A 26247-nucleotide genomic window follows, 5' to 3' on the forward strand; every position below is an offset into this window, starting at 1 on the left:
TCATTTAGAAGGAATATTGCCCGTTTAAGCGAAAGAGAGAAAGAGGCGGTAGTGAGGGAAAAGGAAGGAGTTGCTTAAATTGGCAATACGCAGGAAAAGACTGTTAATCGTTGATGACCAGTACGGCATTCGCATGCTGCTTAAAGAAGTGTTTCGCAGGGAAAACTACGTGACTTTCGAGGTGGATAACGGACGCGCTGCGATTGACATCGTGCAGCGCGAAAGGCCTCACCTCGTCTTGCTCGACATGAAAATCCCGGGGATGGACGGCATACAGATTTTAAAGCGGATGAAACAAGTCGAGCCGGACGTACGCGTCATCATGATGACGGCGTACGGAGAGCTAGAAATGATCAAAGAAGCGGCCTCACTCGGCGCACTGTCTTATTTTACAAAGCCGTTCGATATCGATGAGTTGTGTCAGGTAGTTAACAAACAGCTGCAGAACTAGCGATCTAACTATATTATTGATATAATGTCCATCGTGAGACAGAGTGTTTACTTTAAGGGGGAACTATTATGCCGCTCGTGCCGATGACACATTTTTTACCGCAAGCGAAAGAGCAAGGATTTGCGGTCGGCCAGTTCAATATTAACAACTTAGAATTTACCCAAGCGATCACCGAAGCAGGTATGCAAGAAAAATCCCCGCTCATTTTTGGAGTCAGCGAAGGCGCCATGCGCTACATGGGGATCGATTACGTCGTCGCGATGGCTAAAGTTGCAGCAGAACAGTCCGCGTTACCTATAGCCCTTCACTTAGACCACGGCAGCAGTTTTGACGTCGTCATGAAATGTATCCGCGCTGGTTTTTCCTCAGTTATGTTTGACGGCTCCCACTATCCGTTCGAAGAGAATATCCGGCTAACAAAAGAAGTCGTAAAAGCAGCACACGCAGTCGGCGTGTCCGTCGAAGGAGAACTCGGGACGATCGGCGGGGTCGAAGACGACGTTAGCGTCGATGAGAGTGAGGCAGCGCTCGCTAAGCCGGAAGAAGCGATTCGCTTTTACGAAGAGACGGGTGTCGACGCCCTTGCGATCGCGGTCGGAACGGCGCACGGGATGTACGCGGGTGAACCGAAGATCCACTTCGACATCATTAAAGAAGTGAGTAGCAAAATCGACGTGCCGATCGTGCTGCACGGTGGATCAGGCGTTCCCGACGAAGCGATCGAGGAAGCCATTTCCCAAGGCGTCGGCAAAATAAACGTCAATACGGAAAGCCAAGTGGCCTGTACGGAGAAGGTGCGCGAGTTATTAGCGGCCGATGGGGCGATGATCGACCCGCGGAAATACTTAGGTCCAGCGCGCGAGGCGATTAAAGCGGTCGTCGTAGACAAAATTAAATTGTTCGGCAGCTCGAACAAAGCCTAAGCGATGTGTGACACTTTAGACAGCCATACAGTCAGTTGACAGCGCACTTAGCTAGTTTTACGAGTGAACTGTAGGGAGGTTAGTTCATGAAGATTTTTATCGACACGGCCAATGTCGACCACATCCGCGAAGCGTATGCGTGGGGTGTGTTAGACGGGGTGACGACGAACCCGTCGCTCGTAGCGAAGGAAGGCCGCGACTTTGAAGAAGTGTTGCGGGAAATCGTCGAGATCGTCGGCGATTTACCGGTTAGCGCCGAAGTGCTCAGTTTGGATGCCGACGGCATGGTCGCTGAAGGTGAAAAGTTGGCCGCTGTGGCCGACAACGTCGTTATTAAAGTGCCGATGACGACCGAAGGGTTAAAAGCGGTGCACCGTTTTGCGCAACAAGGGATTAAGACGAACGTCACGCTCGTCTTTTCCGCTAACCAGGCGCTGCTCGCCGCGCGGGCAGGGGCGACGTACGTCAGTCCGTTTATCGGCCGCCTCGACGATATTAGCCACGACGGCATGCAATTAATCGACGATATTGCGGAAATTTTTGAGGTACACGGCATTCCGACGGAAATCATCGCCGCTAGCATCCGCCACCCCGTACACGTGACGGAAGCGGCAAAGCTCGGCGCCGATATCGGTACGCTGCCGTTTAACGTCATCGAAAAAATAGCGAAGCACCCACTAACCGATCAAGGAATCGAACGATTCCTCGCCGACTGGGAACAGGCGAACAAAAAGTGACGGTTGCTACAAACGCGGCAGTCGCGTCGATTGTCGCGTTTGTAGCGATTATTTTTTCCCGAAAGAAACACCGGGTAGATAGGGAGGCTTTTTCGTAATGGAAGTTTTAAAGATAAAAGGCGGACGGGCATTGCGCGGCGCGGTTCACGTCAGCGGCGCGAAAAATAGTGCTGTCGCCTTAATTCCGGCGACGCTCCTTGCGGAAACGCCAACGACAATCGAAAACTTGCCAGATATAAGCGATGTACGCATTTATCGTCATCTACTCGAAGAGCTAGGTGCACACGTGACACACGAAGGGCCGCTCATGCGGGTCGACACTTCCGACATTGCGAATATGCCGTTGCCGAATGGGCATGTGAAACAATTGCGAGCTTCGTATTATTTAATGGGCGCGATGCTCGGAAGGTTTAAAGAAGCGGTGATCGGGTTACCTGGCGGTTGTAACTTAGGCCCGCGGCCGATCGACCAGCACATTAAAGGATTTGAAGCATTAGGCGCACAAGTGACGTATGAACAAGGTGCCGTGCACCTTTCCGCCGACCGTTTAATCGGCTGCCGCATTTATTTAGACGTCGTCAGTGTCGGCGCGACGATCAACATCATGTTGGCCGCAGCGCGCGCGGAAGGGCAAACGGTCATCGAGAACGCAGCGAAAGAGCCGGAAATTATTGACGTAGCGACGTTGTTGAACGCGATGGGGGCGAAAATTAAAGGAGCCGGCACGGATGTGATTCGCATTTACGGCACGCCGCGACTGACGGGTTGCCGCCATGCGATCATTCCTGACCGCATCGAAGCGGGCACGTACATGATTGCCGCTGCTGCAACGAAGGGCGACGTCGTCATTGACAACGTCATCCCGAAGCATTTAGAGCCGATCTCAGCGAAATTGCGAGAGATGGGCGTTACTGTTCTAGAAGCGGAAGACTCTTTACGCGTCACTGGCGTGGAAGAAGTTGAATCCGTTGACATTAAAACCCTCCCTTACCCAGGTTTCCCAACTGATTTGCAACAACCGGTCACAACACTGTTAATCCGCGGGCGCGGCACGAGTATCGTCACCGATAACATTTATTCGTCGCGTTTCAAACACGTCGATGAACTGCGGCGGATGGGAGCGAACATTAAAGTGGAAGGGCGCTCAGCTGTCGTGGAAGGCGTGACAGAGCTGCAGGGGGCACGCGTGAAAGCGACTGACTTGCGCGCCGGAGCAGCGCTCGTCATTGCTGGATTGATGGCGCAAGGTGTGACCGAAATTACGAGTGTCGAACACATCGATCGCGGCTACGAGCATTTAGAAGCGAAATTACAAGCGCTTGGAGCGGAATCGTGGCGCGAACTGAAAGAAGATTAAAGCGAAAAAAAGCGGTCATCCGGGTTGCACTTGAAATAGTATAACATATATACTAAATTAGGTTATATTATTCCGGATGAGAGGATGAGTTTTGTGGAGCGTAGTTTGACCTTGGAATTAGTGCGCGTGACGGAAGCGGCAGCGCTGGCTTCCGGACGTTGGATGGGGTGCGGAAAGAAGAACGAAGCCGATCAAGCAGCGACAGAAGCGATGCGGACCGTATTTGATACGATTCCGATGCGCGGTACAGTCGTCATCGGCGAAGGCGAGATGGACGAAGCGCCGATGCTCTATATCGGTGAGCGGTTAGGGCTCGGCTACTTACCAGAAGTGGACGTCGCGGTCGATCCGTTAGAGGGTACGAACATCGTGGCAAAAGGTTTGTGGAATGCGATTTCAGTCGTCGCGGTGGCGGACCGCGGCTGTTTATTACACGCCCCCGACATGTACATGGAGAAAATAGCAGTCGGGCCAAAAGCGGTCGGACATATTGACATAAACGCTTCTGTCGCTGATAATTTAGATGCTGTCGCCAAGGCGTTAGGGCGCGACGTCGGAGACCTCGTCGCCGTCATTCTCGATCGTCCTCGCCACAGTCAACTGATCGAAGAAGTGCGTGCAGCCGGTGCGCGAATTAAACTCATTCCGGATGGCGATGTTGCTGCTGCCATTAATACAGCCTTTCCCGACACAGGTGTCGACATCGTATTTGGGGCCGGTGGCGCACCGGAAGGTGTCCTCGCAGCCGTCGGTTTAAAATGTCTCGGGGGAGAAATTCAAGGCCGCCTCTTGCCGCAAAACGAAGCAGAAACCGAACGGTGTAAGCGCATGGGTATTAGCGATCCGGGAAAAGTGCTGCGGATGGATGATCTCGTCAAAGGCGACGATGCTATTTTTGCTGCGACTGGCGTCACGGACGGTGAATTGCTCAAAGGCGTCCGCTACCGCGGCACGATGGCGACGACGCAGTCACTCGTCATGCGGGCGAGGACTGGGACAGTTAGATTTGTCGACGGGAAACACCGTTTAGAAAAGAAACCAAATTTCGTTTTGGAATAGATTTAAGCATCATTGGAAATGCTGGAGGAGAAAAAATGTTTATGGAAATGTGGTGGATTCGCTTTGGAAATGCACTTGGGTGATCTTGAGAGTAAAAAATTAACTGAATTATATAAATTAGCCAAAGAATATCAGATCCCCTCTTATGCACAGCTAAAAAAGAAAGAACTTATTTTCGCGATTTTAAAAGCGCAATCGGAGCGTGACGGTCTGACGTTTATGGAAGGCGTGCTCGAAGTTTTGCCGGAGGGCTTTGGTTTCTTGCGGCCGATTAATTATCTTCCTTCCGCCGAAGATATTTATATTTCCGCTTCGCAAATACGGCGCTTCGACTTGCGCACCGGCGATTTAGTGTCGGGGAAGGCGCGGCCGCCTAAAGAAAATGAGCGGTATTTCGGATTGCTGCACGTCGAAGCGGTAAACGGTCAAGACCCCGACACTGCTGCTCAGCGATTACACTTTCCTACGTTAACTCCGTTGCACCCTGACCGGAAAATTAATCTCGAGACGAGTGCGGAACGCCTCTCGGCACGCATCGTCGATTTAGTATCCCCAATCGGTTTCGGGCAGCGCGGCTTAATCGTCGCCCCACCTAAAGCTGGTAAAACGATCTTACTGAAAGAAATTGCTAACAGTTTAGTCGCAAACGTGCCGGAGGTCGAGCTATTTGTCTTACTCATCGACGAACGGCCGGAAGAAGTGACCGACATGCAACGCTCGATTAAAGGTGAGGTCGTCGCCTCGACGTTTGACGAATTGCCGGAAAACCATATTAAAGTGGCTGAACTCGTGCTCGAGCGCGCGCAGCGGCTCGTCGAACACAAGAAAGACGTCGTCATTTTGCTCGACAGTATTACGCGGTTAGCCCGCGCGTACAACCTCGTCATTCCGCCGAGCGGACGGACGTTGTCCGGCGGGATTGACCCGGCTGCCTTTCACCGCCCGAAGCGCTTTTTTGGTTCGGCACGCAACATTGAAGAGGGCGGTAGTCTAACGATTCTCGCTACGGCTCTCGTCGAAACTGGGAGTCGCATGGACGATGTCATCTACGAAGAATTTAAAGGTACGGGCAACATGGAGTTACACCTCGACCGCAAAATGGCTGAGAGGCGCATTTTCCCGGCGATCGACATCCGCCGTTCTGGCACGCGCCGCGAAGAATTGCTTTTGACGCGCGAACAATTGGACAAACTGTGGACACTGCGTAAAAATATGTCTGACCACCCAGATTTCACCGAAGGCTTTTTACGGAAATTAAAGCAGACAAAAACGAATGAGGAATTTTTAGCAACGCTAGATAGCTCTCCTTCTGCCAAGTCTTCCCGTACGCCAACCGCTTGACGGCTGTCTCTTTTTTTTGGGTCATCTATTCATATTGGGACAACGGCGCTGCATACTGTTGTACCAAAGCCGGCACAATTTGCAAAGAGGTGATGTGATGACCCCGAAGCGAAATAAACTGTTTCTTTCTTCGTTAGGGATTTATACAGCTTCTTGGTTGTTTCCCGTACACGGAAACGTAGCTGTCGCTTCAACAGAGGTGCCAGCTGAAGACGCGCATGCGGCGAAGGCGCATATTGCGGAAGAAGCGTTATACCGCTACTATCATCCACTGTCTTCTCTCGCTGAGGTCAGACCGTTAAAAACGTCGAAACATCCGCTCGTATACGAAGTACAAAACGGGGATACGCTTGGGGAGATTGCTAAGAAGTACGAGACGACCGCCGAGCAGTTGGCGGTGTTAAACGGTATTGTCGATACAAATGTCATCGAGGTCGGGAAAAAAATTAAGATCCCTTACCACGCTAAAGAAGTACGGATCAAGAAGGCACAACTTCTCACTGAAGTCGCTAAACAGTACAACGTCTCTAAAGCACTAATGGACAAGTTGAATCCGGATTTGAAGTGGTCGGACGGTAATTTGTATGCCGGGCAAGTGATAAAAGTCCCTAAGCGGATTGACATCGAGCCGCCACCATTGGCGAGAGAGCAGCTAATGGTCAAAACCGGCAGTTTACAGTTGGCGACGCGCACAGGAGATCGGCAGCAAGAACGGACGTCTACGGTCGACGAAAGGCGGGACACCGCTCAGGTACCAGCTTCAAATCGCTCGTTTAACGGGACGTTCAGCTGGCCTGTGGGGGGACAAATCACGAGCCCGTTCGGTGACGGTAGGGGGCACGTGGGCATCGACATTTGGAATAGCGCGGAAGGGCAAGCGCCGATTCGGGCGGCAGCGCCTGGTACGGTAACGTTTGCAGGCGTTAACAACGGTTATGGCAATCTCGTCATTATCGACCACGGATCGGGCTGGTCTACATATTACGCACACTTGCGGGCCATTCACGTCAGTAACGGGCAGTCGCTCGCTAAGGGAGAGCAACTGGGCTTTATGGGGACGACCGGAGACAGCACGGGCTATCACCTACACTTCGAAGTGCGTTTAAACGGCACTCATTTAGACCCCTTGACGATGTTGCCTTAGAGTCTTGTGCCGACCGCTTGCGCACCGTTTGTCTATCGTGCTATAATCGACTCTGTGCAAATAGTTAGGATCGGTAATCATGCGACCCTTATATATGTCAAATTACACGGAAAGAGGTGAAAGAACGATGCGCACAGCTATTCATCCTGAATACAAACTGACGAAAGTTACCTGTGCTTGCGGCAATACGTTCGAGACAGGTTCTACTAAGGAAAATTTGCGCGTGGAAATTTGCTCAGCATGTCATCCGTTCTTTACCGGAAAACAAAAATTTGTCGATACCGGTGGTCGGGTTGATCGGTTTAACAGAAAGTACAACTTGAAAAAATAACGATGACAACGAGTGGCAGGCAAGCGGCCTTATTCCCGCTTGCCTGTTTGCTTATACATACGGGGAGACATGGCTATGTTGTTTGTATCGCGAGAGGGATGGGTTGAAATCATTTGCGGCAGCATGTTTTCGGGGAAGACAGAAGAACTGATCCGCCGTATTAACCGGGCGAAAATCGCCAAACAAAACGTTCAAGTCGTTAAACCGATGGTCGATAATCGCTACAGCGAGCGAGCGGTCGTTTCACACACGGGCATTCAGGCAGACTGTGAGCCACTCGCATCGGCGAAGGACATTTTAAAAGTCGTCGACGCGGATACTGACGTCCTAGCGATCGACGAGGTGCAATTTTTCGACGACTCCATCGTCGATGTATGCACGACGTTAGCACGTCGCGGGGTTCGGGTCATCTGTGCCGGCCTGGACACCGACTTTCGGGGCGAACCGTTCGGGCCGACCCCGCTCGTCATGGCGACCGCGGAATACGTCACCAAGCTACAGGCGATTTGCATTAAGTGCGGGCAACCAGCTAATCGCACGCAACGATTAATCGATGGAAAACCCGCTTATCGCGACGATCCGGTCATTTTAGTCGGGGCTTCTGAGTCGTACGAAGCCCGCTGTCGACACTGTCACGAAGTACCGCAGCGTGGGCGCTGACACGACAAACACAAGAAGACGACCCTTTGAACGCTTATTGTGACGAGGTCGCCTTCTTTTTTTATTCCATTTTCCCCCGTTATGATGGTTGCCTCTATGGATACACTAAAGCCGAGGAGGTGGCTACGTGAAAAAACGGCGAGTCATTGGACTGTGCACCTTTTTGCTCTGTTTTTCCCTCGCGGCGTGTAGCGTTGGCCCCGAGACAGAACAGATCGGCGAACGGACCTCCAAACGGGTAAGTTATCGCTGGAACGATGGGGACAACAATTATGCGCGACAAAATCCGAATATTCGCGTCGGTAATCCGACGCCAACGACATTAAACAACGATGGTCGCAGGATGAAACTAGCAGCGGAGAGCGTTGACGGGGTAGCGAAGGCAAACGTGTATATCGTTGGGGGAAACGCATTAATCGGCTTAACGATTGATCGCAGTGAAAGCAGAGCGCGGGCGTTAGCAATTGAAGATGACGTACGGCGACAGTTGCGGGCGCTCATGCCGCGCTATGCTGTTTATGTCACCTCAAGTGCGCGCTCGTTTTTAATGATGCGTGGCAACTTTAGGTGACAGAGCGAAAAGAAAATACGTAAAAAAGGAAGCTGGCGATTCCCGATTGGTTTGCCAGCTTTTTATTTACGCTCCCTTATGATGTACCAAATGCGAATAAGCTCTTTTTGTTGTTCAGCGGGTGCGTCGCGAAATTCGCTTACAAAGCTTTCTGTAAGTGGATCATACCCTTCCGCTTCTCGCTTACAATCTAAAAAGTCGTCAACTGTCATTTGGAAAAAATCGGCTAACCGCTGCACCATTAACAAGTCAGGTACGCGGCGGTCGGTCTCCCACATAGCGATCGTGCTACGACTGACGCGCATTTGGTTAGCTAGCTCAGTTTGTGAAATACTGCGTAACTTGCGGAGGGTCCGCAAGCGATTTCCTAAACTTTTTTCTCCGCTCATAATCGTCCCTCCTACTAACAGCGTATCACGCATAGTGACAAAAATAAAGAGCTGCTTTGCTCGTCACCTATAGTGTCTGAAAACGTTTTATTATGTCACGACATGTGATAAACTAATTAGTGAAGACTAATGCGGATCGTGGAAAACGTTAGAAGGGGGGAGACTCTGCGTGAAGCAAACAAAATTAATCGCTTTGCGCGAGGCAAGGGGAATGACCCAAGTAGAAGTGGCTGCCTCGGTCGGAATTTCACGCAGCATGTACGCGATGATTGAACTGGGGCACCGTGTCGGCAGCTATTACACATTAAAACGCCTTGCGGACTTTTACAATTGCCCAATGGAGGAAATACTAGTATGCGGGGAACAGCGAAACTAAACGTGCGGGAGGTGAAAGCGGTGGCAAAATCATCTGATACGAAGCGCAAACCCGCCCCACACCCCGGCGGCGGCCCGCAACCTATGCTGTCATTTTAACTACGTCGAGCAAGCTTCTTCGCTAAAAATGACATCCAGGTGCCCTTTGGGTGCAACCTATGCTGTCATTTTAACTACGTCGAGAAGGTGGACAAGCCCGTGGCGCGAGGCGTACAGCGCACGCTTTTTTTCTCCTCAAAAGTGTACTATAATTAAAGGATGTTATCCTTTAACCGTGTACAGTGGAATCACGAGGTGAACAAAGCGTGCTCGATCAATTAAAAGCAGTTGCTGACCGTTATGAGGAATTAACTGCGTTACTGTGTGATGCAGACGTTGTCAGCGATCCGCAAAAATTGCGGCAGTACTCGAAAGAGCAATCTGACTTGCTAGAGACGTACGAAGCGTATAAACAATATAAATCCGTTTGCGAACAATTAGACGACGCCAAGTCGATGTTGGATGAGAAACTGGAAGCGGACATGCGCGACATGGTGAAGATGGAAATTGACGAACTGTCTGCGCGGCTAGAGGAATTATCGGATTCGATCCGCATGTTGCTCCTGCCGAAAGACCCGAACGACGACAAAAACGTCATCGTGGAAATTCGCGGTGCAGCGGGTGGGGAGGAAGCGGCCTTGTTTGCCGCCGACTTGTACCGCATGTATACGCGTTATGCCGAAGACCGACGGTGGAAAACGGAAATCTTGGAAGCAAACTACACTGAGTTAGGCGGCTTTAAAGAAGTTATTTTTTCCGTACAAGGCAAAGGGGCGTACAGTCGGCTGAAATACGAGAGCGGTGCGCACCGCGTCCAGCGCGTACCGACGACTGAGTCCGGCGGGCGCATTCATACGTCGACGTCGACAGTCGCTGTGTTGCCGGAAGTTGAAGAAGTCGAAATCGACATTGCGGAAAAAGATTTGCGCGTCGATACGTTTTGTTCTAGTGGTCCTGGTGGACAGAGCGTGAACACGACGCAGTCGGCAGTGCGTGTGACACACTTGCCGACGGGGATCGTCGTCTCATGCCAAGACGAAAAGTCACAAATTAAAAACCGCGAAAAGGCGATGCGCGTCTTACGCGCACGCGTGCTAGATAAATATCGCCAAGAAGAACAAGAAAAATTAGCAGATGCGCGCAAGACGCAAGTCGGTACCGGGGATCGCAGCGAGCGCATTCGCACGTACAATTTCCCGCAATCGCGTGTGACTGATCACCGCATCGGGTTAACGTTACACAAATTAGAAAGCATTCTCGACGGCGGGCTCGACGAAATCGTCGACAATCTTATTTTGGCCGAGCAAACCGAGTTGCTGCAGAAAGTGGAGTAACGTCTATGTGTCAAACGGTTGAAGAAGCCCGCAGGTGGGCTTCTTCCTTTTTACAGCGTGCCGGCATTAGCGAAAGGGAGTCGCAATTTGCGGCAGAGCGGTTGTTGCGGCATTTATTGCAGTGGGAGCGGGCCCGCTTTTTTGCGTATCGCGAGACACAACTGCCCCCGAAGTTGTGGCCTAAGTATGAACGCTTAATTATGGAACGGGCGGCGGGCGCGCCGTTACAACATCTCGTAAAGTATCAAGAGTTTTACGGGCGCGACTTTCGCGTGTCACCAGACGTGCTTATCCCCCGTCCCGAGACGGAAGTGCTCGTGGAGGAAGTCCTGCAAACGGCGCGTTTCATTTGGGGGGAACAGCCTTGTGCCGTCGTCGACGTCGGCACAGGGAGCGGGGCAATTGCCGTGACATTGGCGGCCGAACAGCCGTCGTGGCAAGTAGCTGCAGTCGATCTATCGCCCGCGGCGTTACGTGTTGCGACACATAATGCCGCGGCACACGGGGTGGGCGAACGCATGCGGTTCTTGGAAGACGATTTGCTGACGTCATTAGTTGCAGACGGCGAACAGTTTGACATCGTCGTCTCCAACCCGCCGTATATTCCCACTGGCGACATTGTCGATCTAGCTGTAGAAGTACGGGAACACGAGCCCCGCCTCGCCCTCGACGGCGGTACGGACGGGCTAGCCGTGTACCGCCGACTGACGGCGATGTTACCTTCGGTTGTGAAAGAGAAAAAAGGCTTGGTCGCCTTCGAAGTCGGAATTTTTCAGAGCGGACACGTCGCACGCTTGCTACAGCAGGCGTTGCCGTTTAGCACGGTGCGTACGATGTCGGATTTACAAGGCATCGCGCGCGTCGTCCTCGCTTCGTGGCAGCTTCATTCGTAAGTCGTCCGTTTATCGCTTTCCTTCTCTGGCCATACTGTTAGCGAGAGAGGGAAAGCGAGGAGAGCGGCATGTATAAAAAATACGTTTACATCGTTTTTGCAATTTTAATATTAATGATCAGTTGGGAAGGGCAAAAAAATGAGGCAGTCGTCGCCGCGGAGGGGACGATTCCGGATGAAGCCATTCGGCTGCGCATCTTAGCTAACAGCGACGATCCGCAAGACCAATGGTTGAAACGGCAAATACGGGACGAGGTCGTAGAGTCCATCGGGCAGTGGACAGGACAGTTGGACGACCTTGCCACTGCGCGAAGAGTGATCGTCGAACGGCTCCCCGAAATCAAACAGCTGGCGGAGCGCATCGTGCGCAAGCACGGTTTCCCTTACCGCGTTGACGTCGATTTTGGCCAGGTCCCTTTTCCGACGAAATTATACGGCCAAACGGTTTACCCGGCTGGCGACTATGAAGCGGTGCGCATCGCGATCGGTGAGGGAAGCGGCGCCAACTGGTGGTGCGTCCTCTTTCCACCTCTCTGTTTCGTCGACATGAGCAATGCCGACGCTGTAGCCGCTGCGCAGCAGACGGAGGAAAAACGAGAGGTAAAAGCGGGCGAACAGTCGTCACTCAGCACCGACAGCGATCAAGTAGAGGTCCGTTTTTTCCTCATCGATTGGTTACTCAGTTTGTTTGACCGTTTAATAGCGACCTTCGCCTGACAGCAGCCGACATACGCATCTCGTCGGCGTTTACAGTACCTGTCCGCTACCGAAACCCTTGATATTTCAAGGGTTTCTCTTTTTTAACTGCATCGACTCTAAAGATTCGGAGCCGAAGCGGTGCAATCGTAGAAAATTAGGGATTTGGGGGCAACACCTGCGTTAGTGCGTTTAGATTGACACAGTTGAGGTTCCCTTGAACAGCGGCGACAACAGCGGAGTAGCGACAGGGCGATTTTGCGCACACAGTTACTTGTGATACGATCGAACTAAGAGTAAAATCAGTAGATCGGGGTATACGAATGGAGACAATAGTTTGGAAGTTATCGGCTGAAGACGGTGTGCAACAGTTACTGCAACACCGTTACATCGAACAGGCTGCCGCAGCGCTAAGGAGAGGGGAACTGGTGGCCTTCCCGACAGAAACAGTGTACGGGCTAGGTGCCGATGCGACGAACGACGACGCAGTAGCAGCTATTTTTGCAGCCAAGGGACGGCCTAGCGACAATCCGCTCATCGCGCACATCGGTTCACACGCCCAACTGGAAACAGTTGTTTCCAGTGTGCCGCCCGTGGCCGAACGGTTGATCGAGCGGTTTTGGCCCGGTCCTCTGACACTCGTCCTCCCTTCGGCAGGGACGGTGTCGCGTAAAGTAACCGCGGGCCTGGCGACAGTCGCCGTACGCATGCCGAGCCACCCGATTGCGCGCGCGCTCTTGCAACAAACGGGGTGTCCGGTCGCGGCGCCGAGCGCCAACCGCTCCGGCCGACCGAGTCCGATTGCGCGCGCGCTCTTGCAACAAACGGGGTGTCCGGTCGCGGCGCCGAGCGCCAACCGCTCCGGCCGACCGAGTCCGACCGATGTCCAGCACGTGCTCGACGATTTGGCTGGACGTATTTATGTCGCGCTCGATGGGGGCGAAACGGGTTACGGCTTAGAATCGACAGTGCTCGATGTGACCGAGTCAACGCCTGTCGTTTTGCGGCCGGGTGGGATTACTTTAGAAGAGCTGCGGGACGCGTTAGGAGACGTTCAGGTCGATCCGTTTTTGCAGCAGCAAAGCGGCACACCGCGTTCGCCGGGGCTAAAGTACCGCCATTACGCCCCGCGCGGAGAAATGACATTAGTTAAAGGGAAGGAACGAGAGATGGTAACGCGTATTCGCGCGTTAACGGAACAGTACCAGCGGGAAGGGTGGAAAGTCGGCGTGTTGACGACAGCGGAGCACCGCAACGCTTACGAGGCTGACGTCGTCATCGCCTGTGGCCAGCGGAGCGAGTTGTCGACAGTTGCCCACGGACTGTACCGCGCCTTGCGGGAGTTTGACGAAGTCGGTGTCGAGCGGGTGTTAGCAGAGACGTTTCCGGAAGTTGGCGACGGCGCAACGATTATGAATCGCCTGCGCAAGGCGGCCGGCGGACGAATCATTTAACAGTTCGCGTAGGCGACCGCAAGTCGCCGCTAGTTGGCTCGGTGGATTGTCCACGTCGTCGCATGATTTGTCCCCTCCGGACATATGTTGTACGAGACATGTGTGCCGGAGGGATGACATGTTTCAAGGACCGGAATACTGGGGTCAATTTTTTACGTTGCTCCTCATTGCTGTCGCACTCGGGATGGACGCTTTTTCTCTCGGTTTAAGTATCGGCATCCGCGGGGTCACGATGCGCAAGGTGTATGTCATAAGCATATTAATCGGCTTTTTTCACTTTTTTATGCCTTTACTCGGGATGCTGATCGGGCACGTACTAAGTGTGGTGACGCGTACGGTCGCCACAAACATTGGCGGTGCCTTGTTGTGTATATTGGGGATCAATATGATCTGGTCGGGCTTAAAAAACGACCGGGAACAGGCGTCGTTGAACGTGTCTTCTGTCGGGGCGACGATTGTATTAGCGCTTAGTGTCAGTGTCGATACACTATCCGCTGGCCTATCGTTCGGTTTGTTTTCGGCTAATGTGTTATTGGCGGTTATATTACTCGGCAGCGGCGGCGCACTCATGGCGGGATTAGGGTTACTGCTCGGGCGCTACGCTAACAAATGGTTAGGGGATTATGGTGAATTAATCGGGGGGGCAATTTTGTGTGGCTTCGGGGTAAAATTTTTACTATAAGTTGAGAGCGATTGACAGAAGGAGGATGAGCTGTGCGCGTGTTATTTGTTTGTACGGGTAATACTTGCCGCAGCCCAATGGCGGAAGGGTTGCTGCGAAAAATCGCGGCAGAAGAGGGTCTGGAGATTGAGGTGAAGTCGGCGGGGGTCGCCGTCACTCCGGGTACTGCTTTTGCCCTCCATGCGCGAACAGTGCTTAAGGAGAAAGGCGCTTCCTTTAAAGGAAAGGCGACGTGGTTGGACGATCCGTTACTCACTTGGGCCGATCTCGTCCTCGTCATGACGAAAGCACACAAGGTCGTTCTATTAGAGCGTTATCCGGCATACGTCGACAAAGTGTATCTATTGAAGGAATACGTAGAAATGCGCGGCGAAATCGCCGACAAGCTCCGGCAACTAGATGAGTTGTATGCTGCAGCAGAGCTAAAACGAGCGCAGTTTTTCGCGGAGAACAAACGGCACCTCGAACAGTTGGAGCGACGGTTCAAACAACAGCAAGCGAAAAGTGGCGAACAACTGGAAAATAATCCCTCTAATGACCAATCTGGGAACCAAACGGACGACGATGCTGAGCAACATGCCAGTGATCAACTCGATGCGCCAACAGGCGAATCGTTCGAGCAGCAATTAGCCCGCTGGCGGGAGCGCTTGTACGAGTTGACCCGACCAGAGGAGGAAAAGATTCGCCAAATCGAAAGGGAGCTACCCGACTTCGACATCGTCGATCCGTTCGGTGGCACGCTAGATGAGTATCGCGCGTGCGGTGAACAATTGGAGACGCTCCTGAGGCGATTTGCCCGACAGTTAAAAAATGACGCTATATAACTTCACAGCTAAATTCGTTATAATAATTGACGTGTACGTAAAACCGTAAGGAGGTTCATTACGCATGAAAGTCGTTATCGGTTCTGATCACGGCGGATACCACTTGAAACAAGAAATTAAGGCGGTTTTAGCTGATTTGGAAGTAGAGGTAGAAGACGTCGGCTGCGACTGTACCGATTCGGTCGACTACCCGGATTTCGCCCTTCCGGTCGCGCAAAAAGTGGCAGCTGGAGAAGCGGATCGCGGCATTCTCGTCTGCGGTACGGGGATCGGCATGTCGATTAGCGCGAACAAAGTGAAAGGCATTCGCTGTGCGGTCGTTTCCGATCCGTATTCGGCGCGCATGAGCCGCGAACATAACGATGCGAACGTGCTCGCGCTCGGTGAACGCGTCGTCGGTCCGGGACTCGCTCACGACATCGTTAAAACGTGGATGGAAACGCCGTTCGCCGCCGGGCGACACGAGCGTAGACTCTGTAAAATAAGCGATATCGAGGCGGTAGACGGCGGTGACGAAGCATGACAACCGGGTTGGCGGAGCAAGTGGCACAAGTGCTGGGCGAGCTCCGTGCAGTCGCTAAGCTTACGGCGAACGACTTACTCGTGTTAGGTGTAAGTACGAGTGAAGTGGGTGGTGCACACATTGGCACGTCTAGCAGCGGTGAAGTAGCTGCGGCTATTTTGCAAGGCGTGGAGAACGTGCGCAAGCAGCACCCGTTCCACCTCGCGGTGCAATGCTGCGAACATTTGAACCGCGCCCTCGTCGTCGAGCGGCGGACACTCGAACAGTTTGCTCTTACTGAAGTATCTGTCGTACCCGTTCCGAATGCCGGCGGGGCGATGGCTGCTCATGCCTACCGCCATTTGCCGGACGCCGCTGTCGTCGAAAGTGTACAAGCCCACGCGGGGATCGACATTGGGGACACACTGATCGGCATGCACTTAAGGCCAGTCGTCGTACCGGTGCGCCCGACCCTTCAGACGATTGGCCGCGCACATGTGACGATGGCGCGCACGCGCCCGAAACTTATCGGCGGCGCGCGGGCCGTATACGCGTAAGATGCTAGACTATAAGCAATTTGCTTCTTAGGAGGAGATGTGGTTGCAACACGTTCGGCAAAAAGATCCGCAAGTAGCGGACGCGATGGCTCAAGAATTAAAACGGCAACAGGAGAAAATTGAATTGATTGCCTCGGAAAACTTCGTCAGCGAAGCCGTGCTCGAGGCGATGGGTTCGGTGTTGACGAATAAATATGCAGAGGGTTATCCGGGAAGGCGATACTACGGCGGCTGTGAATACGTCGACGTCGTCGAAAATTTAGCGCGCGAACGGGCGAAGCAGTTGTTTGGTGCAGACCACGCAAACGTGCAGCCCCACTCGGGATCGCAGGCGAACATGGCAGTCTATTCAGCTGTGCTGCAGCCGGGCGATAAAGTGCTCGGGATGAATTTAGCGCACGGCGGTCACTTGACCCACGGGAGCCCGGTTAATTTTTCCGGCAAGACTTACGATTTTATCGCTTACGGGGTCGATCGGGAGACACATCTCATCGACTACGACGACGTGCGCCGGATCGCCCGCGAACAGCAACCGAAAATGCTCGTCGCCGGCGCGAGTGCTTATCCGCGCAAGATCGACTTCGCCGTACTCGCCGACATTGCGAAAGAAGTCGGCGCCTACTTCATGGTCGATATGGCGCACATTGCCGGTCTCGTCGCCACCGGGCACCATATGAACCCGGTGCCGTACGCCGACTTTGTGACGAGTACGACGCACAAGACGTTGCGCGGACCGCGCGGCGGGTTAATCTTGTGTAAAGAAGAATACGCGAAAGCAGTTGACAAAGTGATCTTCCCCGGTATTCAAGGCGGTCCGCTCATGCACATCATTGCGGCGAAGGCAATTGCGTTCGGTGAAGCGCTGCAAGACCCTTTTAAACAGTATTCGGCCGACGTCATCGCAAATGCGGCAGCTTTGGCCGACGCCTTAATCGAAGAAGGGTTTGACCTCGTCTCTGGCGGCACCGATAACCACTTAGTGCTAATCGACGTCCGCAATCTCGGTTTAACCGGAAAAGTGGCGGAAAAGCTGCTGGACGATGTCGGTATTACTGCCAATAAAAACGGCATCCCGTTCGATCCGGAAAAACCGTTCGTTACGAGTGGGTTGCGCATCGGCACGCCGGCGGTGACGACGCGCGGTTTTGACCGCGAAGCGATGCGGGAGATTGCTGCTATTATAGGCTTAACGTTAAAACAACCGGAAAGTGAAGAGGCACAGCGCGTCGCAAAGCATAAAATTAACGTTCTTTGCAAAAAATACCCACTGTATACGGATTTAACGTATTAATAGGTTGTGAACAGTAAGTGTGCGTAAACAGACGCCAGCCCGTCTTCGCTTATGATAACCATTGACGGCGACGGCGGGGTCTGTCGCACCTTAGGCACCCCGTCGCCGCGCAAACGAAACTCGCGACAAAGTTCTTGTGTGGCAGCTCGTGGGCAGCGGTACGCGTGCAGTCAAGGGGGCAGCTATCTGTAAAAAAAATCGTTAGATGCAAGCATTGGACAAGCGGAGAGTTCCCCGGTAAAATGTTTTAGAAGAACTAGAGGGGATGACTTTTTTTATGAGTAAACTGTACATATTGGACCACCCGCTCATTCAGCACAAATTGACGTACATTCGCGACAAACGGACCGGGACGAAAGAATTCCGCGAGCTCGTCGACGAAGTCGCGACGCTCATGGCTTACGAAATTACGCGCGACATGCCGCTCGAAGAGGTGACGGTAGAAACGCCTGTCGCCGAGGCGACGTGCCAGGTCATCGCGGGAAAAAAACTCGGTCTCGTGCCGATCTTGCGCGCCGGACTCGGAATGGTCGAAGGTATTTTAAAGCTGATCCCGACGGCGAAAGTCGGGCACATCGGTTTGTACCGCGATCCAGAGACGCACGAACCGGTCGAGTACTACTGTAAACTGCCGTCAGACATCGAAGAACGCGAATTAATCGTCATCGACCCGATGCTCGCCACCGGCGGTTCGGCTGCGGCAGCGATTCAGTTGCTCAAAGAAAAAGGGGCGCGAAACATCAAACTGATGTGTTTAATCGCCGCGAATGAAGGCGTGTCTCGCGTGCAAAGTGAGCATCCGGACATCCCGATTTACATCGGCGCCGTCGACGAACACTTAAACGAAAAGCGGTATATCGTGCCCGGACTGGGCGACGCCGGCGACCGGTTATTTGGTACAAAATAACACCTGTCCGTTCACGGAAACGTCACAAATATTTTTGTAGTGCGCACGCGAATTACTTACAATAAAGAGATACGGAGCCATACCTCATCCTATATTTGTGATTTGTTTGACAAACAATAACGCCTATTGTAACATAGCGAAGGGTAGCTTTATTAATTGATAAAGTATCCTAAGTACAAGTGTGGTCGTTTGCGCATAAAAAGCCTGTTAGTGCTGGGTGCGAACTTCTCATGAGGTGCTTCCGTTGCCAAATCCAAAACCGAATCCTTGGCGTGAACTAAGCCTGTTAGGCGCGATAGGCATTAACTTTACGATATGGGTCCTAGGTGGGCTCTTTGGCGGTCGCTCGCTGGATCGTGTGCTCGGGACGCAACCCCTTTTTTTGCTAGTAGGTGTTTTTTTAGGGATTGCGGCGGGCGTTTACACGGTTGTGCAGCTGATCAAACGTTACCTTTAGGAGACGACACACGATGTTGAAGGAACAGGTTGTCAAGCTATTAAAATACTCCTGTTTTCTTCTCGCCCTTTTCGTCATCGGTTGGGGACTTACGGAGCACAAGGCGTTTTTTTTGGGCCTTATTTTAGGGACGTGTGCAGGCCTGTTTAATGCCCTGTTCATGGCGTACAAAGTATATCAGTTTGGAGTGCGGCAAGCCCAAGGCAGGCCGATGTTCGGAACGGGAATGCTCACGCGTTACGCGGTAGCGATCGTCGCCACGTTTTTTGCTGTGAGGTACCCGGAATGCTTTAACGTCGTGACGACGGTGATCGGTTTGGCGCTCGCGCAGCTGATTTTGTTCGTCAACGGGCTGTGGGACAGCGTGCGCACTAGCCGAACGCCAACAGTGCGAAAGGGGGGAGAGTAAGTGGAACACGGGAATCCAGTTGTCACGTGGCTGGGGATGCAGTTTAACTTGTCGACGATGTTAATGACCGTGATTACCGCGGTGATCGTGCTCATTATCGGGATCGCCGGATCGCGTCATTTGAGCATGCGCAACGTAGGCGGTATGCAAATGTTCATGGAATGGGTCGTCGACTTCGTAAAAGGCCTTGTCTCAGACACGATGGATTACAAAAAAGGGGAACGGTTTATCGGGCTCGCGCTCACGTTGCTCATGTTCATTTTCGTCGCCAACATGCTCGGTGTGCCGTTTGGCCTTATCGTAGACGGAGACTTGTGGTGGAAGGCGCCGACGGCTGACGCCCACGTCTCGATGACATTAGCGATTATGGTCGTCGTTTTAACGCACTACTACGGGATCCGGATGCGAGGCGCAGGTCCGTACTTCAAGGCTTATTTTGAGCCGAACTTTCTCTTTTTACCGATTAACATCATCGAGGAATTTACGAAAGTGTTGACGCTAGGTCTGCGGCTATTCGGAAACTTGTACGCGAAAGAAGTGTTACTAGCTCTGCTGGCAGGGGCATATCACGCGGGAGTTTTTGGCATGGTCGCCGCCGCACCGGCAGTACTCGCCTGGCAAGGGTTTGGGCTGTTTGTCGGCACGATCCAAGCGTTTATTTTTACTGTGCTCTCATTAGTGTATATGGCTCAAAAAGTCGAAGGGCATTAATAGGACAAAGTATCGCGCAGTACACGTATGGTGGCTTTAGAGGTTCCTTTGGAAAAAGTCACTCGTAGCATACTTGATTTGTAGGTACATTAACTTATGGTAGTAAGCGGAGGGTAAACGGCAAGCGGCACAAACTTGAGGACGCAGGCTACGGTTTACGCATTCCGTGTAACAAATAACTTATTTTACAGCAATTAAAGGAGGATACTTCATAATGGAATTAGTGACATTAGCAGCGGCAATTGCCGTCGGATTATCGGCAATTGGGGCCGGCATCGGTAACGGGATGCTCATCAGTAAGACGACAGAATCGATGGCACGGCAACCGGAAATGTTTGATAAGTTGCGTATGGTGATGTTTATCGGTATGGGGATCATCGAGGCGATTCCGATTATGGGTGCTGTTATTGCGTTCTTGTTAGTGTTTAGATAAGCGTCTTAAGCAATAGCTGGACCGCGCAATCGATGGCGGGGTCTGTTTACAGGCCTACGCCTTCTCTTTTTATGTCGCACACTGCGATGAAAGGAGTGAACGTCCATGCCCAATATCGAATGGGGCACCATGCTGTTTACGCTCGTCGTATTCATGATTTTATTAGCTCTTTTGAAGCGGTATGCACTGGGACCGTTACTAGGCATCATGCAAAAGCGGCAAGAGCGGGTAGAAAGTGAATTAGCGACGGCAGAAAAGAACCGTCAAGAATCTGAGACGCTCCTCGCCAAGCAACGGGAAGAGCTCGAAAACGTACGGCACGAGGCACAAGGCATCGTCGAACGTGCGACGAAGACGGCCGATACGCAGGCGCGAGAATTGTTGCAGGCGGCGCGCCAAGAAGCTGACCGCTTGAAAACAGAGGCTCAAAACGACATTCAGCGGGAAAAAGAGCGCGCCATTTCCGAGTTGCGCGATCAAGTCGGTACGCTGTCCGTTTTGCTAGCCTCGAAGATTATAGAAAAAGAATTGGACGACGCAGCGCAAAAGGCGTTAGTTGACGACTACATTAAAGAAGTGAGCGATCGCTTATGAGAGCAGTTGCCAAACGGTACGCCGCAGCGTTGTACGCACTCGCAGAGGAACAAGGTGTAGTAGACGCTGTGCAAAAGGAATTAGAAGTCGTCAGTGACACGTTAGAGCGTCATTCGTCGTATGCGTACTTGCTCAACCACCCGCACATTTCCGTACAGGAAAAGAAGGATATGCTGCTAAGCGTGTTTAGCGAAATGTTGTCGGACATTAGCCGTCATTTTTTACAATTGCTCGTCGATAAAGGCCGTCAAGAGATCATCGCGGACGTCGCGACTGAGTTTGCTGCGATTGCGAACGAGGCGCGCGGCGTATTCGTCGGGGAAGCGGTCTCCGCTGTGGCTCTTTCCGACACTGAGCGGAGCCAGTTGGAAGCAGCTTTTGCGGCGAAGGTGGGCAAGCGAGTCGAACTGCGCAACGTCGTCGAACCGACCCTTAAGGGCGGTGTTCTCCTACGTCTCGGGGACAAAGTTTACGACGGTAGCGTAGCCGGTAAGCTAACCCGGTTCAAAAAACAGTTGAGAGACGTACAAGTACAGTGAGACTGGGGTGAGTAGTGGGAATGGGAATGAGCATTCGACCAGAAGAAATTAGCTCGTTAATTAAACAGCAAATCGCTAACTACGAGTCGATGATCGAAGTGACGGAGGTAGGCTCGGTCATTCACGTCGGCGACGGGATTGCCCGAGTTCACGGGCTGGCAAACGTCATGGCTGGCGAGCTGTTAGAGTTTCCAGGCGGCATTATGGGCATGGCCCAAAACTTAGAAGAAGACAACGTCGGGGCGATTATTCTCGGCCCGTATGACAATATTCGCGAAGGTGACGAAGTGAAGCGCACCGGACGCATTATGGAAGTACCGGTGGGCGAAGCGCTGTTAGGGCGTGTCGTCAACCCCCTCGGACAACCGCTCGACGGCCGCGGGCCGATCGAAGCGAGTGAGTATCGCCCGGTTGAATCGTCGGCACCCGGGGTGATCGATCGGAAGTCGGTGCACGAACCGATGCAGACCGGTATTAAAGCGATTGACGCGTTAGTGCCGATCGGCCGCGGACAACGGGAATTGATCATCGGCGACCGGCAGACTGGTAAAACGACGATTGCCGTCGATACGATCCTTAACCAAAAAGGGCAGGACGTCATCTGCGTGTACGTCGCGATCGGCCAGAAACAGTCGACGGTCGCTGGTGTCGTAGAAAAACTGCGCCGCCACGGAGCCCTCGATTACACGATCGTCGTCTCCGCGACGGCATCTGATCCGGCGCCGTTGTTGTACCTTGCGCCTTACGCCGGGTGTGCAATGGGCGAGTACTTTATGTACAACGGTAAACACGTATTGTGCGTGTACGACGACTTGAGTAAACAAGCGGCTGCTTACCGGGAATTGTCCTTGCTGTTGCGCCGTCCGCCAGGACGCGAAGCGTATCCGGGTGACGTGTTCTACTTGCACTCACGCCTACTCGAGCGCGCGGCGAAGTTAAGTGATGAAAAGGGCGGCGGTTCGCTGACGGCATTGCCGTTTATCGAAACGCAAGCAGGTGACATTTCGGCGTATATTCCGACGAACGTCATTTCGATTACGGACGGGCAAATATTCCTCGAGTCCGACCTGTTTTACTCGGGACAACGTCCAGCTGTTAACGCCGGCTTGTCCGTGTCGCGGGTCGGTGGCGACGCACAGACGAAGGCGATGAAGAAAGTCGCTGGGCCGCTCAAACTCGAGTTGGCGCAATACCGGGAATTAAAGGCGTTCGCCCAGTTCGGTTCGGACTTGGACAAGGCGACGCAAGCGCGCCTAAACCGCGGGGAGCGCGTCGAAGAAATTTTGAAGCAAGGGGAAAACGAGCCGTTAACAGTGGGGCGGCAAGTCGTCTCACTCTATCTTGCGGTAAACGGTCACTTGGACGACATTCCGGTGGAAGACGTCGGGCGGTTCGAGAAAGAATGGCTAACCTTCTTAGACCAAGAAAACCCGGAAATTGTCAAGGCGATCGAGGCGAGTGGCAAGCTCGAAGACGAAGTGACAAGCAATCTCGAAAAAGCGATTGCGCTGTTTAAAAAAGGGTTTGCCGTTTCGGCTTCATAATAAATACGCGATGGACGAAAAGCATAAGGTGGTGAAGCCACATGGAGAGCATGCGCGAGATTAAACGTCGCATCGGGAGTATGCAAAATACGCATAAGATCACGAAGGCGATGGAACTCGTTTATGCGGCGAAGTTGCGCCGCGCCCAAGAACAGGCGGTTTCCTCGCGTCCGTATGCCGAAAAAATGCGCGACGTCATCGCGAGTATAACGACGAACACCGATTACTCGCACCCGATGCTCGAAAAGCGCTCGGTGAAGCGGACGGGGTACTTGGTCATCACGTCGGACCGCGGGTTAGCGGGCGGCTACAACGCCAATATTTTGCGGCACGTCGTGCAGCAAATTGAGGAGCGACACGCCTCCTCCGACGAATATGTCCTGTTCGTTATCGGGCGCAAAGGCGTCGACTTTTTCAAGCGGCGCAATTATCCTGTCATCGAAACGCTGATCGGTTTGTCGGATTCACCTGGGTTTAGCGACGTGAAAAGCATCGCCAACCGCGCGGTCAACATGTTCGCCGACGAATCGTTTGATGAACTTTATATACACTATAACGCGTTTCAAAATGCTGTGACGCAAATTCCTACGGAAAAGTTGCTCTTGCCGCTCGCCGATGTGTCGAGCGAGCGCACGGCGGCTAACTACGATTACGAGCCTTCAGAGGCAGAAGTGTTAGCAGCGTTGCTACCGAAGTACGCGGAAACGGTCATTTACAGCGTGTTGCTCGAAGCGAAGGCGAGTGAACACGGGGCACGGATGACGGCGATGGGCAATGCGAGCGAGAATGCGGACGAAATGATTTCGACGCTCACATTGCAGTTCAACCGCGCGCGGCAAGCGGCCATTACGCAAGAAATTGCGGAAATTACCGCGGGAGCTAACGCTTTGTAAGTCACACGCTCGTTACAGTTAGTGTGCAACATTAATATTCATTGAAGCAGGAGGGAAATAAATGAGCGAAGGACGCGTTGTCGAGGTAAAAGGCCCTGTCGTCGACATTGAATTCGCCGGCGGCCAATTACCCGAACTCAACAATGCCGTTCGCATTGTCCACAAAGCGGCCTCCAGCAGTGAACGCGACATCGATTTAACGGTCGAAGTAGCGGTTCACTTAGGAAATAACCGCGTGCGCTGTATCGCGATGGCGTCGACTGACGGCATCGTACGCGGCATGCAAGCTCACGATACGGGAGGGGCGATTTCCGTCCCTGTCGGAGAGGAGACCTTAGGGCGCGTATTTAACGTACTTGGTGACCCGATCGACGAAGCGGGTCCTGTACAAACTGAATCAAGGCACCCGATTCACCGCCTCGCACCGGATTTCGTCGATTTGACGACGGAAGATGAAGTGTTAGAAACAGGGATTAAAGTTGTCGACCTGCTGGCTCCGTACGCGAAGGGCGGAAAAATTGGTCTGTTCGGCGGTGCAGGTGTCGGAAAAACAGTTCTCATTCAAGAGCTCATTAACAATATTGCGCAAGAGCACGGCGGTTTGTCCGTGTTTGCCGGCGTCGGAGAGCGGACGCGGGAAGGAAACGACTTGTATCACGAGATGCGCGATTCCGGCGTCATCGATAAAACGTCGATGGTATTCGGACAGATGAACGAACCGCCGGGTGCGCGGATGCGCGTCGCCTTGACGGCACTGACGATGGCCGAGTACTTCCGCGACGAGCAAAACCAAGACGTGTTGTTGTTTATCGACAACATTTTCCGTTTTACCCAAGCGGGTTCTGAAGTGTCCGCTTTGCTCGGCCGCATGCCGTCAGCTGTCGGTTACCAGCCGACGCTGGCGACGGAAATGGGTCAATTGCAAGAGCGGATTACGTCGACGCGTAAAGGTTCCGTCACGTCGATTCAAGCGATCTACGTGCCGGCGGACGACTATACCGACCCGGCGCCAGCGACGACGTTTGCCCACTTGGATGCGACGACGAACTTGGACCGAAAATTGACCGAGATTGGGATTTATCCTGCGGTCGATCCGCTAGCCTCGACGTCTCGTATTTTGACGCCTGCCGTCGTCGGGGAAGAACATTACCGCGTGGCGCGTGGCGTGCAAGAAATTTTGCAGCGGTATAAAGAATTGCAAGACATTATCGCCATACTCGGGATGGACGAACTGTCGGACGAAGATAAACAAGTCGTTTCCCGCGCCCGCAAGGTGCAGCGCTTCTTGTCGCAGCCGATGCACGTGGCCGAACAGTTTACCGGTCAGCCCGGTAAATACGTGCCCGTGAAAGAGACGGTGCGCAGCTTTAAAGAAGTGCTCGAAGGGAAACACGACGATCTCCCTGAAGATGCGTTTTACATGGTCGGAACGATCGAAGAAGCGCGCGAAAATGCCGAGAGCAATCGGCGTTAACGCTATAAGCGTGGGGAGGGACGCAAACAATGCGAACGATGCAAGTAGATGTCGTCACACCTGATCACAAAGTGTTTAGCGAACAAGCAGAGATGGTCGTAGCGGAAGCGGCGGAGGGGGAGATCGGTATTCTCCCCGGTCACACGCCGTTCGTCTCGACGTTAAAAATTGGCCCCGTGCGCATTAAAATGGCGGAACACGAACAAATTGCCGCCGTCAGCGGCGGGTTCATCGAAGTGCACAACGACCACGTTACTATTTTAGCTGAGACGGCAGAATTGCCCGGCGATATTGATCTAGAACGTGCACGTGCCGCGAAGGAGCGGGCTGAACGGCGCCTTGAGCGCGTGCGAGACGATGAAATCGACTTTCGCCGTGCTGAATTGGCGTTACATCGAGCGATGAATCGCATAAATGTCGCGAATAGGCGATAAGGTAAGTTAACGTAGCGGGAAAAGAGGATGTGTCACGCATCGCTTTTTCCCGCTAGCTTTTTTTGTGTAAAAAAGTGGAAAGGGCCCAGCTGCGGGCTTCTTCTGCCACGTGAAGTTAGACACGATGTTATGCATTTGCTATAATTGTAGCCGTATACAGGAAGGGGAATTTTCGTCATTTTACTATCGTTTAATTCGTGGAAGCGCTTGCGACGCTTCTAGCGAATGACACTACCGTGTACG

Annotated in this window: 32 protein-coding genes; 31 read left to right on the forward strand and 1 reads right to left on the reverse strand. The window is 52.9% G+C overall.

What is annotated here, in order from left to right; translation table 11 throughout:
- The first annotated feature begins 85 nt into the window (after positions 1-85).
- The 10 genes from BN1247_RS15450 to BN1247_RS15495 all read left to right on the forward strand — a co-directional run bounded on the left by BN1247_RS15450 (position 86) and on the right by BN1247_RS15495 (position 8574).
- Positions 86-451, forward strand: a complete 366-nt coding sequence (locus BN1247_RS15450) for a response regulator (protein WP_054951698.1) — start codon at positions 86-88, stop codon at positions 449-451.
- 68 nt (positions 452-519) lie between these two features.
- Complete coding sequence (fba, locus tag BN1247_RS15455; protein ID WP_054951165.1) at positions 520-1374, forward strand: class II fructose-1,6-bisphosphate aldolase; 855 nt, start codon at positions 520-522, stop codon at positions 1372-1374.
- An 86-nt stretch (positions 1375-1460) separates the two neighbouring features.
- A complete protein-coding gene (gene fsa / locus BN1247_RS15460) occupies positions 1461-2111 on the forward strand; it encodes a fructose-6-phosphate aldolase (RefSeq protein ID WP_054951166.1) in 651 nt (216 codons plus the stop codon).
- Between the two features lie 97 nt (positions 2112-2208).
- Positions 2209-3468: a UDP-N-acetylglucosamine 1-carboxyvinyltransferase gene (locus BN1247_RS15465; RefSeq protein WP_054951167.1), complete on the forward strand. Its 1260-nt coding sequence runs from the start codon at positions 2209-2211 to the stop codon at positions 3466-3468.
- 93 nt (positions 3469-3561) lie between these two features.
- Entirely contained in the window at positions 3562-4527 is a 966-nt protein-coding gene (gene glpX, locus BN1247_RS15470; RefSeq protein WP_054951168.1) for a class II fructose-bisphosphatase, read from the forward strand.
- Positions 4528-4596: 69 nt separating this feature from the next.
- On the forward strand, positions 4597-5868 hold the full coding sequence (gene rho, locus BN1247_RS15475) for a transcription termination factor Rho (RefSeq protein ID WP_054951699.1): 1272 nt from the start codon (positions 4597-4599) through the stop codon (positions 5866-5868).
- Positions 5869-5965: 97 nt separating this feature from the next.
- Entirely contained in the window at positions 5966-7012 is a 1047-nt protein-coding gene (locus tag BN1247_RS15480; protein WP_054951169.1) for a peptidoglycan DD-metalloendopeptidase family protein, read from the forward strand.
- 127 nt (positions 7013-7139) lie between these two features.
- Entirely contained in the window at positions 7140-7343 is a 204-nt protein-coding gene (rpmE, locus tag BN1247_RS15485; RefSeq protein ID WP_054951170.1) for a 50S ribosomal protein L31, read from the forward strand.
- A gap of 75 nt (positions 7344-7418) precedes the next feature.
- Positions 7419-8003 (forward strand): thymidine kinase, encoded by a 585-nt coding sequence (locus BN1247_RS15490; protein ID WP_054951171.1) that lies wholly within the window; start codon positions 7419-7421, stop codon positions 8001-8003.
- 127 nt (positions 8004-8130) lie between these two features.
- Positions 8131-8574, forward strand: a complete 444-nt coding sequence (locus tag BN1247_RS15495) for a YhcN/YlaJ family sporulation lipoprotein (protein ID WP_054951172.1) — start codon at positions 8131-8133, stop codon at positions 8572-8574.
- A 62-nt stretch (positions 8575-8636) separates the two neighbouring features.
- On the opposite strand, the gene BN1247_RS15500 is transcribed toward BN1247_RS15495, so the two are convergent.
- Complete coding sequence (locus BN1247_RS15500) at positions 8637-8963, reverse strand: helix-turn-helix transcriptional regulator (RefSeq protein ID WP_054951173.1); 327 nt, start codon at positions 8961-8963, stop codon at positions 8637-8639.
- Positions 8964-9132: 169 nt separating this feature from the next.
- Between BN1247_RS15500 and BN1247_RS15505 the strand changes: the two genes are divergently transcribed.
- From BN1247_RS15505 to BN1247_RS15605, 21 genes are all read left to right on the forward strand, one after another.
- The gene (locus tag BN1247_RS15505) at positions 9133-9339 is read left to right on the forward strand and encodes a helix-turn-helix transcriptional regulator (protein ID WP_054951174.1); all 207 of its coding nucleotides are present in this window, start codon (positions 9133-9135) and stop codon (positions 9337-9339) included.
- A gap of 304 nt (positions 9340-9643) precedes the next feature.
- Positions 9644-10711 carry a peptide chain release factor 1 gene (prfA, locus tag BN1247_RS15510; RefSeq protein ID WP_054951175.1) on the forward strand — a complete coding sequence of 356 codons (1068 nt, stop codon included), beginning with the start codon at positions 9644-9646 and terminating at the stop codon, positions 10709-10711.
- Between the two features lie 5 nt (positions 10712-10716).
- Entirely contained in the window at positions 10717-11604 is an 888-nt protein-coding gene (gene prmC / locus BN1247_RS15515) for a peptide chain release factor N(5)-glutamine methyltransferase (RefSeq protein ID WP_054951176.1), read from the forward strand.
- 68 nt (positions 11605-11672) lie between these two features.
- Positions 11673-12320 (forward strand): stage II sporulation protein R, encoded by a 648-nt coding sequence (spoIIR, locus tag BN1247_RS15520; protein ID WP_054951177.1) that lies wholly within the window; start codon positions 11673-11675, stop codon positions 12318-12320.
- 302 nt (positions 12321-12622) lie between these two features.
- On the forward strand, positions 12623-13753 hold the full coding sequence (locus tag BN1247_RS15525; RefSeq protein WP_054951178.1) for an L-threonylcarbamoyladenylate synthase: 1131 nt from the start codon (positions 12623-12625) through the stop codon (positions 13751-13753).
- A 118-nt stretch (positions 13754-13871) separates the two neighbouring features.
- Positions 13872-14435 (forward strand): manganese efflux pump MntP, encoded by a 564-nt coding sequence (locus BN1247_RS15530; protein ID WP_054951179.1) that lies wholly within the window; start codon positions 13872-13874, stop codon positions 14433-14435.
- Between the two features lie 32 nt (positions 14436-14467).
- Positions 14468-15259 (forward strand): low molecular weight protein arginine phosphatase, encoded by a 792-nt coding sequence (locus BN1247_RS15535; protein WP_054951180.1) that lies wholly within the window; start codon positions 14468-14470, stop codon positions 15257-15259.
- 64 nt (positions 15260-15323) lie between these two features.
- A complete protein-coding gene (gene rpiB / locus BN1247_RS15540; RefSeq protein ID WP_054951181.1) occupies positions 15324-15782 on the forward strand; it encodes a ribose 5-phosphate isomerase B in 459 nt (152 codons plus the stop codon).
- Positions 15779-16318: a TIGR01440 family protein gene (locus tag BN1247_RS15545; RefSeq protein WP_054951182.1), complete on the forward strand. Its 540-nt coding sequence runs from the start codon at positions 15779-15781 to the stop codon at positions 16316-16318. Before rpiB ends, BN1247_RS15545 begins: the two co-directional genes overlap by 4 nt.
- A 43-nt stretch (positions 16319-16361) precedes the next feature.
- A complete protein-coding gene (locus BN1247_RS15550; protein ID WP_147675264.1) occupies positions 16362-17609 on the forward strand; it encodes a serine hydroxymethyltransferase in 1248 nt (415 codons plus the stop codon).
- A 277-nt stretch (positions 17610-17886) separates the two neighbouring features.
- Positions 17887-18516, forward strand: a complete 630-nt coding sequence (upp, locus tag BN1247_RS15555) for a uracil phosphoribosyltransferase (RefSeq protein ID WP_054951184.1) — start codon at positions 17887-17889, stop codon at positions 18514-18516.
- A 235-nt stretch (positions 18517-18751) separates the two neighbouring features.
- Complete coding sequence (locus BN1247_RS18615; RefSeq protein WP_390622052.1) at positions 18752-18973, forward strand: AtpZ/AtpI family protein; 222 nt, start codon at positions 18752-18754, stop codon at positions 18971-18973.
- Between the two features lie 13 nt (positions 18974-18986).
- Positions 18987-19382 (forward strand): ATP synthase subunit I, encoded by a 396-nt coding sequence (locus BN1247_RS15565; RefSeq protein ID WP_054951186.1) that lies wholly within the window; start codon positions 18987-18989, stop codon positions 19380-19382.
- Complete coding sequence (gene atpB, locus BN1247_RS15570) at positions 19383-20093, forward strand: F0F1 ATP synthase subunit A (protein ID WP_054951187.1); 711 nt, start codon at positions 19383-19385, stop codon at positions 20091-20093.
- 214 nt (positions 20094-20307) lie between these two features.
- Entirely contained in the window at positions 20308-20526 is a 219-nt protein-coding gene (gene atpE / locus BN1247_RS15575; RefSeq protein ID WP_054951188.1) for a F0F1 ATP synthase subunit C, read from the forward strand.
- Positions 20527-20631: 105 nt separating this feature from the next.
- Positions 20632-21120 (forward strand): F0F1 ATP synthase subunit B, encoded by a 489-nt coding sequence (gene atpF, locus BN1247_RS15580; RefSeq protein WP_054951189.1) that lies wholly within the window; start codon positions 20632-20634, stop codon positions 21118-21120.
- Positions 21117-21659: a F0F1 ATP synthase subunit delta gene (locus tag BN1247_RS15585; RefSeq protein WP_054951190.1), complete on the forward strand. Its 543-nt coding sequence runs from the start codon at positions 21117-21119 to the stop codon at positions 21657-21659. Before atpF ends, BN1247_RS15585 begins: the two co-directional genes overlap by 4 nt.
- 26 nt (positions 21660-21685) lie before the next feature.
- Positions 21686-23203 (forward strand): F0F1 ATP synthase subunit alpha, encoded by a 1518-nt coding sequence (gene atpA, locus BN1247_RS15590; protein WP_054951700.1) that lies wholly within the window; start codon positions 21686-21688, stop codon positions 23201-23203.
- A 41-nt stretch (positions 23204-23244) separates the two neighbouring features.
- The gene (atpG, locus tag BN1247_RS15595) at positions 23245-24096 is read left to right on the forward strand and encodes an ATP synthase F1 subunit gamma (RefSeq protein WP_054951191.1); all 852 of its coding nucleotides are present in this window, start codon (positions 23245-23247) and stop codon (positions 24094-24096) included.
- 61 nt (positions 24097-24157) lie between these two features.
- Positions 24158-25570 carry a F0F1 ATP synthase subunit beta gene (gene atpD / locus BN1247_RS15600; RefSeq protein ID WP_054951192.1) on the forward strand — a complete coding sequence of 471 codons (1413 nt, stop codon included), beginning with the start codon at positions 24158-24160 and terminating at the stop codon, positions 25568-25570.
- Between the two features lie 29 nt (positions 25571-25599).
- Positions 25600-26004, forward strand: a complete 405-nt coding sequence (locus tag BN1247_RS15605; protein WP_054951193.1) for a F0F1 ATP synthase subunit epsilon — start codon at positions 25600-25602, stop codon at positions 26002-26004.
- Positions 26005-26247: the final 243 nt, after the last annotated feature.

The sequence above is a fragment of the Numidum massiliense genome, assembly GCF_001375555.1.
Lineage (GTDB): Bacteria > Bacillota > Bacilli > Thermoactinomycetales > Novibacillaceae > Numidum > Numidum massiliense.

What these genes read in the sequence shown, in the direction of transcription:
- BN1247_RS15500 (WP_054951173.1), bottom strand. Translation starts at nt 8,963, where the DNA reads ATGAGCGGAGAAAAAAGTTTAGGAAATCGCTTGCGGACCCTCCGCAAG.
- BN1247_RS15490 (WP_054951171.1), top strand. Translation starts at nt 7,419, where the DNA reads ATGTTGTTTGTATCGCGAGAGGGATGGGTTGAAATCATTTGCGGCAGC.
- BN1247_RS15465 (WP_054951167.1), top strand. Translation starts at nt 2,209, where the DNA reads ATGGAAGTTTTAAAGATAAAAGGCGGACGGGCATTGCGCGGCGCGGTT.
- rho (WP_054951699.1), top strand. Translation starts at nt 4,597, where the DNA reads ATGCACTTGGGTGATCTTGAGAGTAAAAAATTAACTGAATTATATAAA.
- rpiB (WP_054951181.1), top strand. Translation starts at nt 15,324, where the DNA reads ATGAAAGTCGTTATCGGTTCTGATCACGGCGGATACCACTTGAAACAA.
- BN1247_RS15545 (WP_054951182.1), top strand. Translation starts at nt 15,779, where the DNA reads ATGACAACCGGGTTGGCGGAGCAAGTGGCACAAGTGCTGGGCGAGCTC.
- atpD (WP_054951192.1), top strand. Translation starts at nt 24,158, where the DNA reads ATGAGCGAAGGACGCGTTGTCGAGGTAAAAGGCCCTGTCGTCGACATT.
- BN1247_RS15605 (WP_054951193.1), top strand. Translation starts at nt 25,600, where the DNA reads ATGCGAACGATGCAAGTAGATGTCGTCACACCTGATCACAAAGTGTTT.
- atpE (WP_054951188.1), top strand. Translation starts at nt 20,308, where the DNA reads ATGGAATTAGTGACATTAGCAGCGGCAATTGCCGTCGGATTATCGGCA.
- BN1247_RS15525 (WP_054951178.1), top strand. Translation starts at nt 12,623, where the DNA reads ATGGAGACAATAGTTTGGAAGTTATCGGCTGAAGACGGTGTGCAACAG.
- BN1247_RS15565 (WP_054951186.1), top strand. Translation starts at nt 18,987, where the DNA reads ATGTTGAAGGAACAGGTTGTCAAGCTATTAAAATACTCCTGTTTTCTT.
- atpA (WP_054951700.1), top strand. Translation starts at nt 21,686, where the DNA reads ATGAGCATTCGACCAGAAGAAATTAGCTCGTTAATTAAACAGCAAATC.
- atpG (WP_054951191.1), top strand. Translation starts at nt 23,245, where the DNA reads ATGGAGAGCATGCGCGAGATTAAACGTCGCATCGGGAGTATGCAAAAT.
- BN1247_RS15530 (WP_054951179.1), top strand. Translation starts at nt 13,872, where the DNA reads ATGTTTCAAGGACCGGAATACTGGGGTCAATTTTTTACGTTGCTCCTC.
- spoIIR (WP_054951177.1), top strand. Translation starts at nt 11,673, where the DNA reads ATGTATAAAAAATACGTTTACATCGTTTTTGCAATTTTAATATTAATG.
- rpmE (WP_054951170.1), top strand. Translation starts at nt 7,140, where the DNA reads ATGCGCACAGCTATTCATCCTGAATACAAACTGACGAAAGTTACCTGT.
- BN1247_RS15585 (WP_054951190.1), top strand. Translation starts at nt 21,117, where the DNA reads ATGAGAGCAGTTGCCAAACGGTACGCCGCAGCGTTGTACGCACTCGCA.
- fba (WP_054951165.1), top strand. Translation starts at nt 520, where the DNA reads ATGCCGCTCGTGCCGATGACACATTTTTTACCGCAAGCGAAAGAGCAA.
- prmC (WP_054951176.1), top strand. Translation starts at nt 10,717, where the DNA reads ATGTGTCAAACGGTTGAAGAAGCCCGCAGGTGGGCTTCTTCCTTTTTA.
- upp (WP_054951184.1), top strand. Translation starts at nt 17,887, where the DNA reads ATGAGTAAACTGTACATATTGGACCACCCGCTCATTCAGCACAAATTG.
- atpF (WP_054951189.1), top strand. Translation starts at nt 20,632, where the DNA reads ATGCCCAATATCGAATGGGGCACCATGCTGTTTACGCTCGTCGTATTC.
- fsa (WP_054951166.1), top strand. Translation starts at nt 1,461, where the DNA reads ATGAAGATTTTTATCGACACGGCCAATGTCGACCACATCCGCGAAGCG.
- BN1247_RS15480 (WP_054951169.1), top strand. Translation starts at nt 5,966, where the DNA reads ATGACCCCGAAGCGAAATAAACTGTTTCTTTCTTCGTTAGGGATTTAT.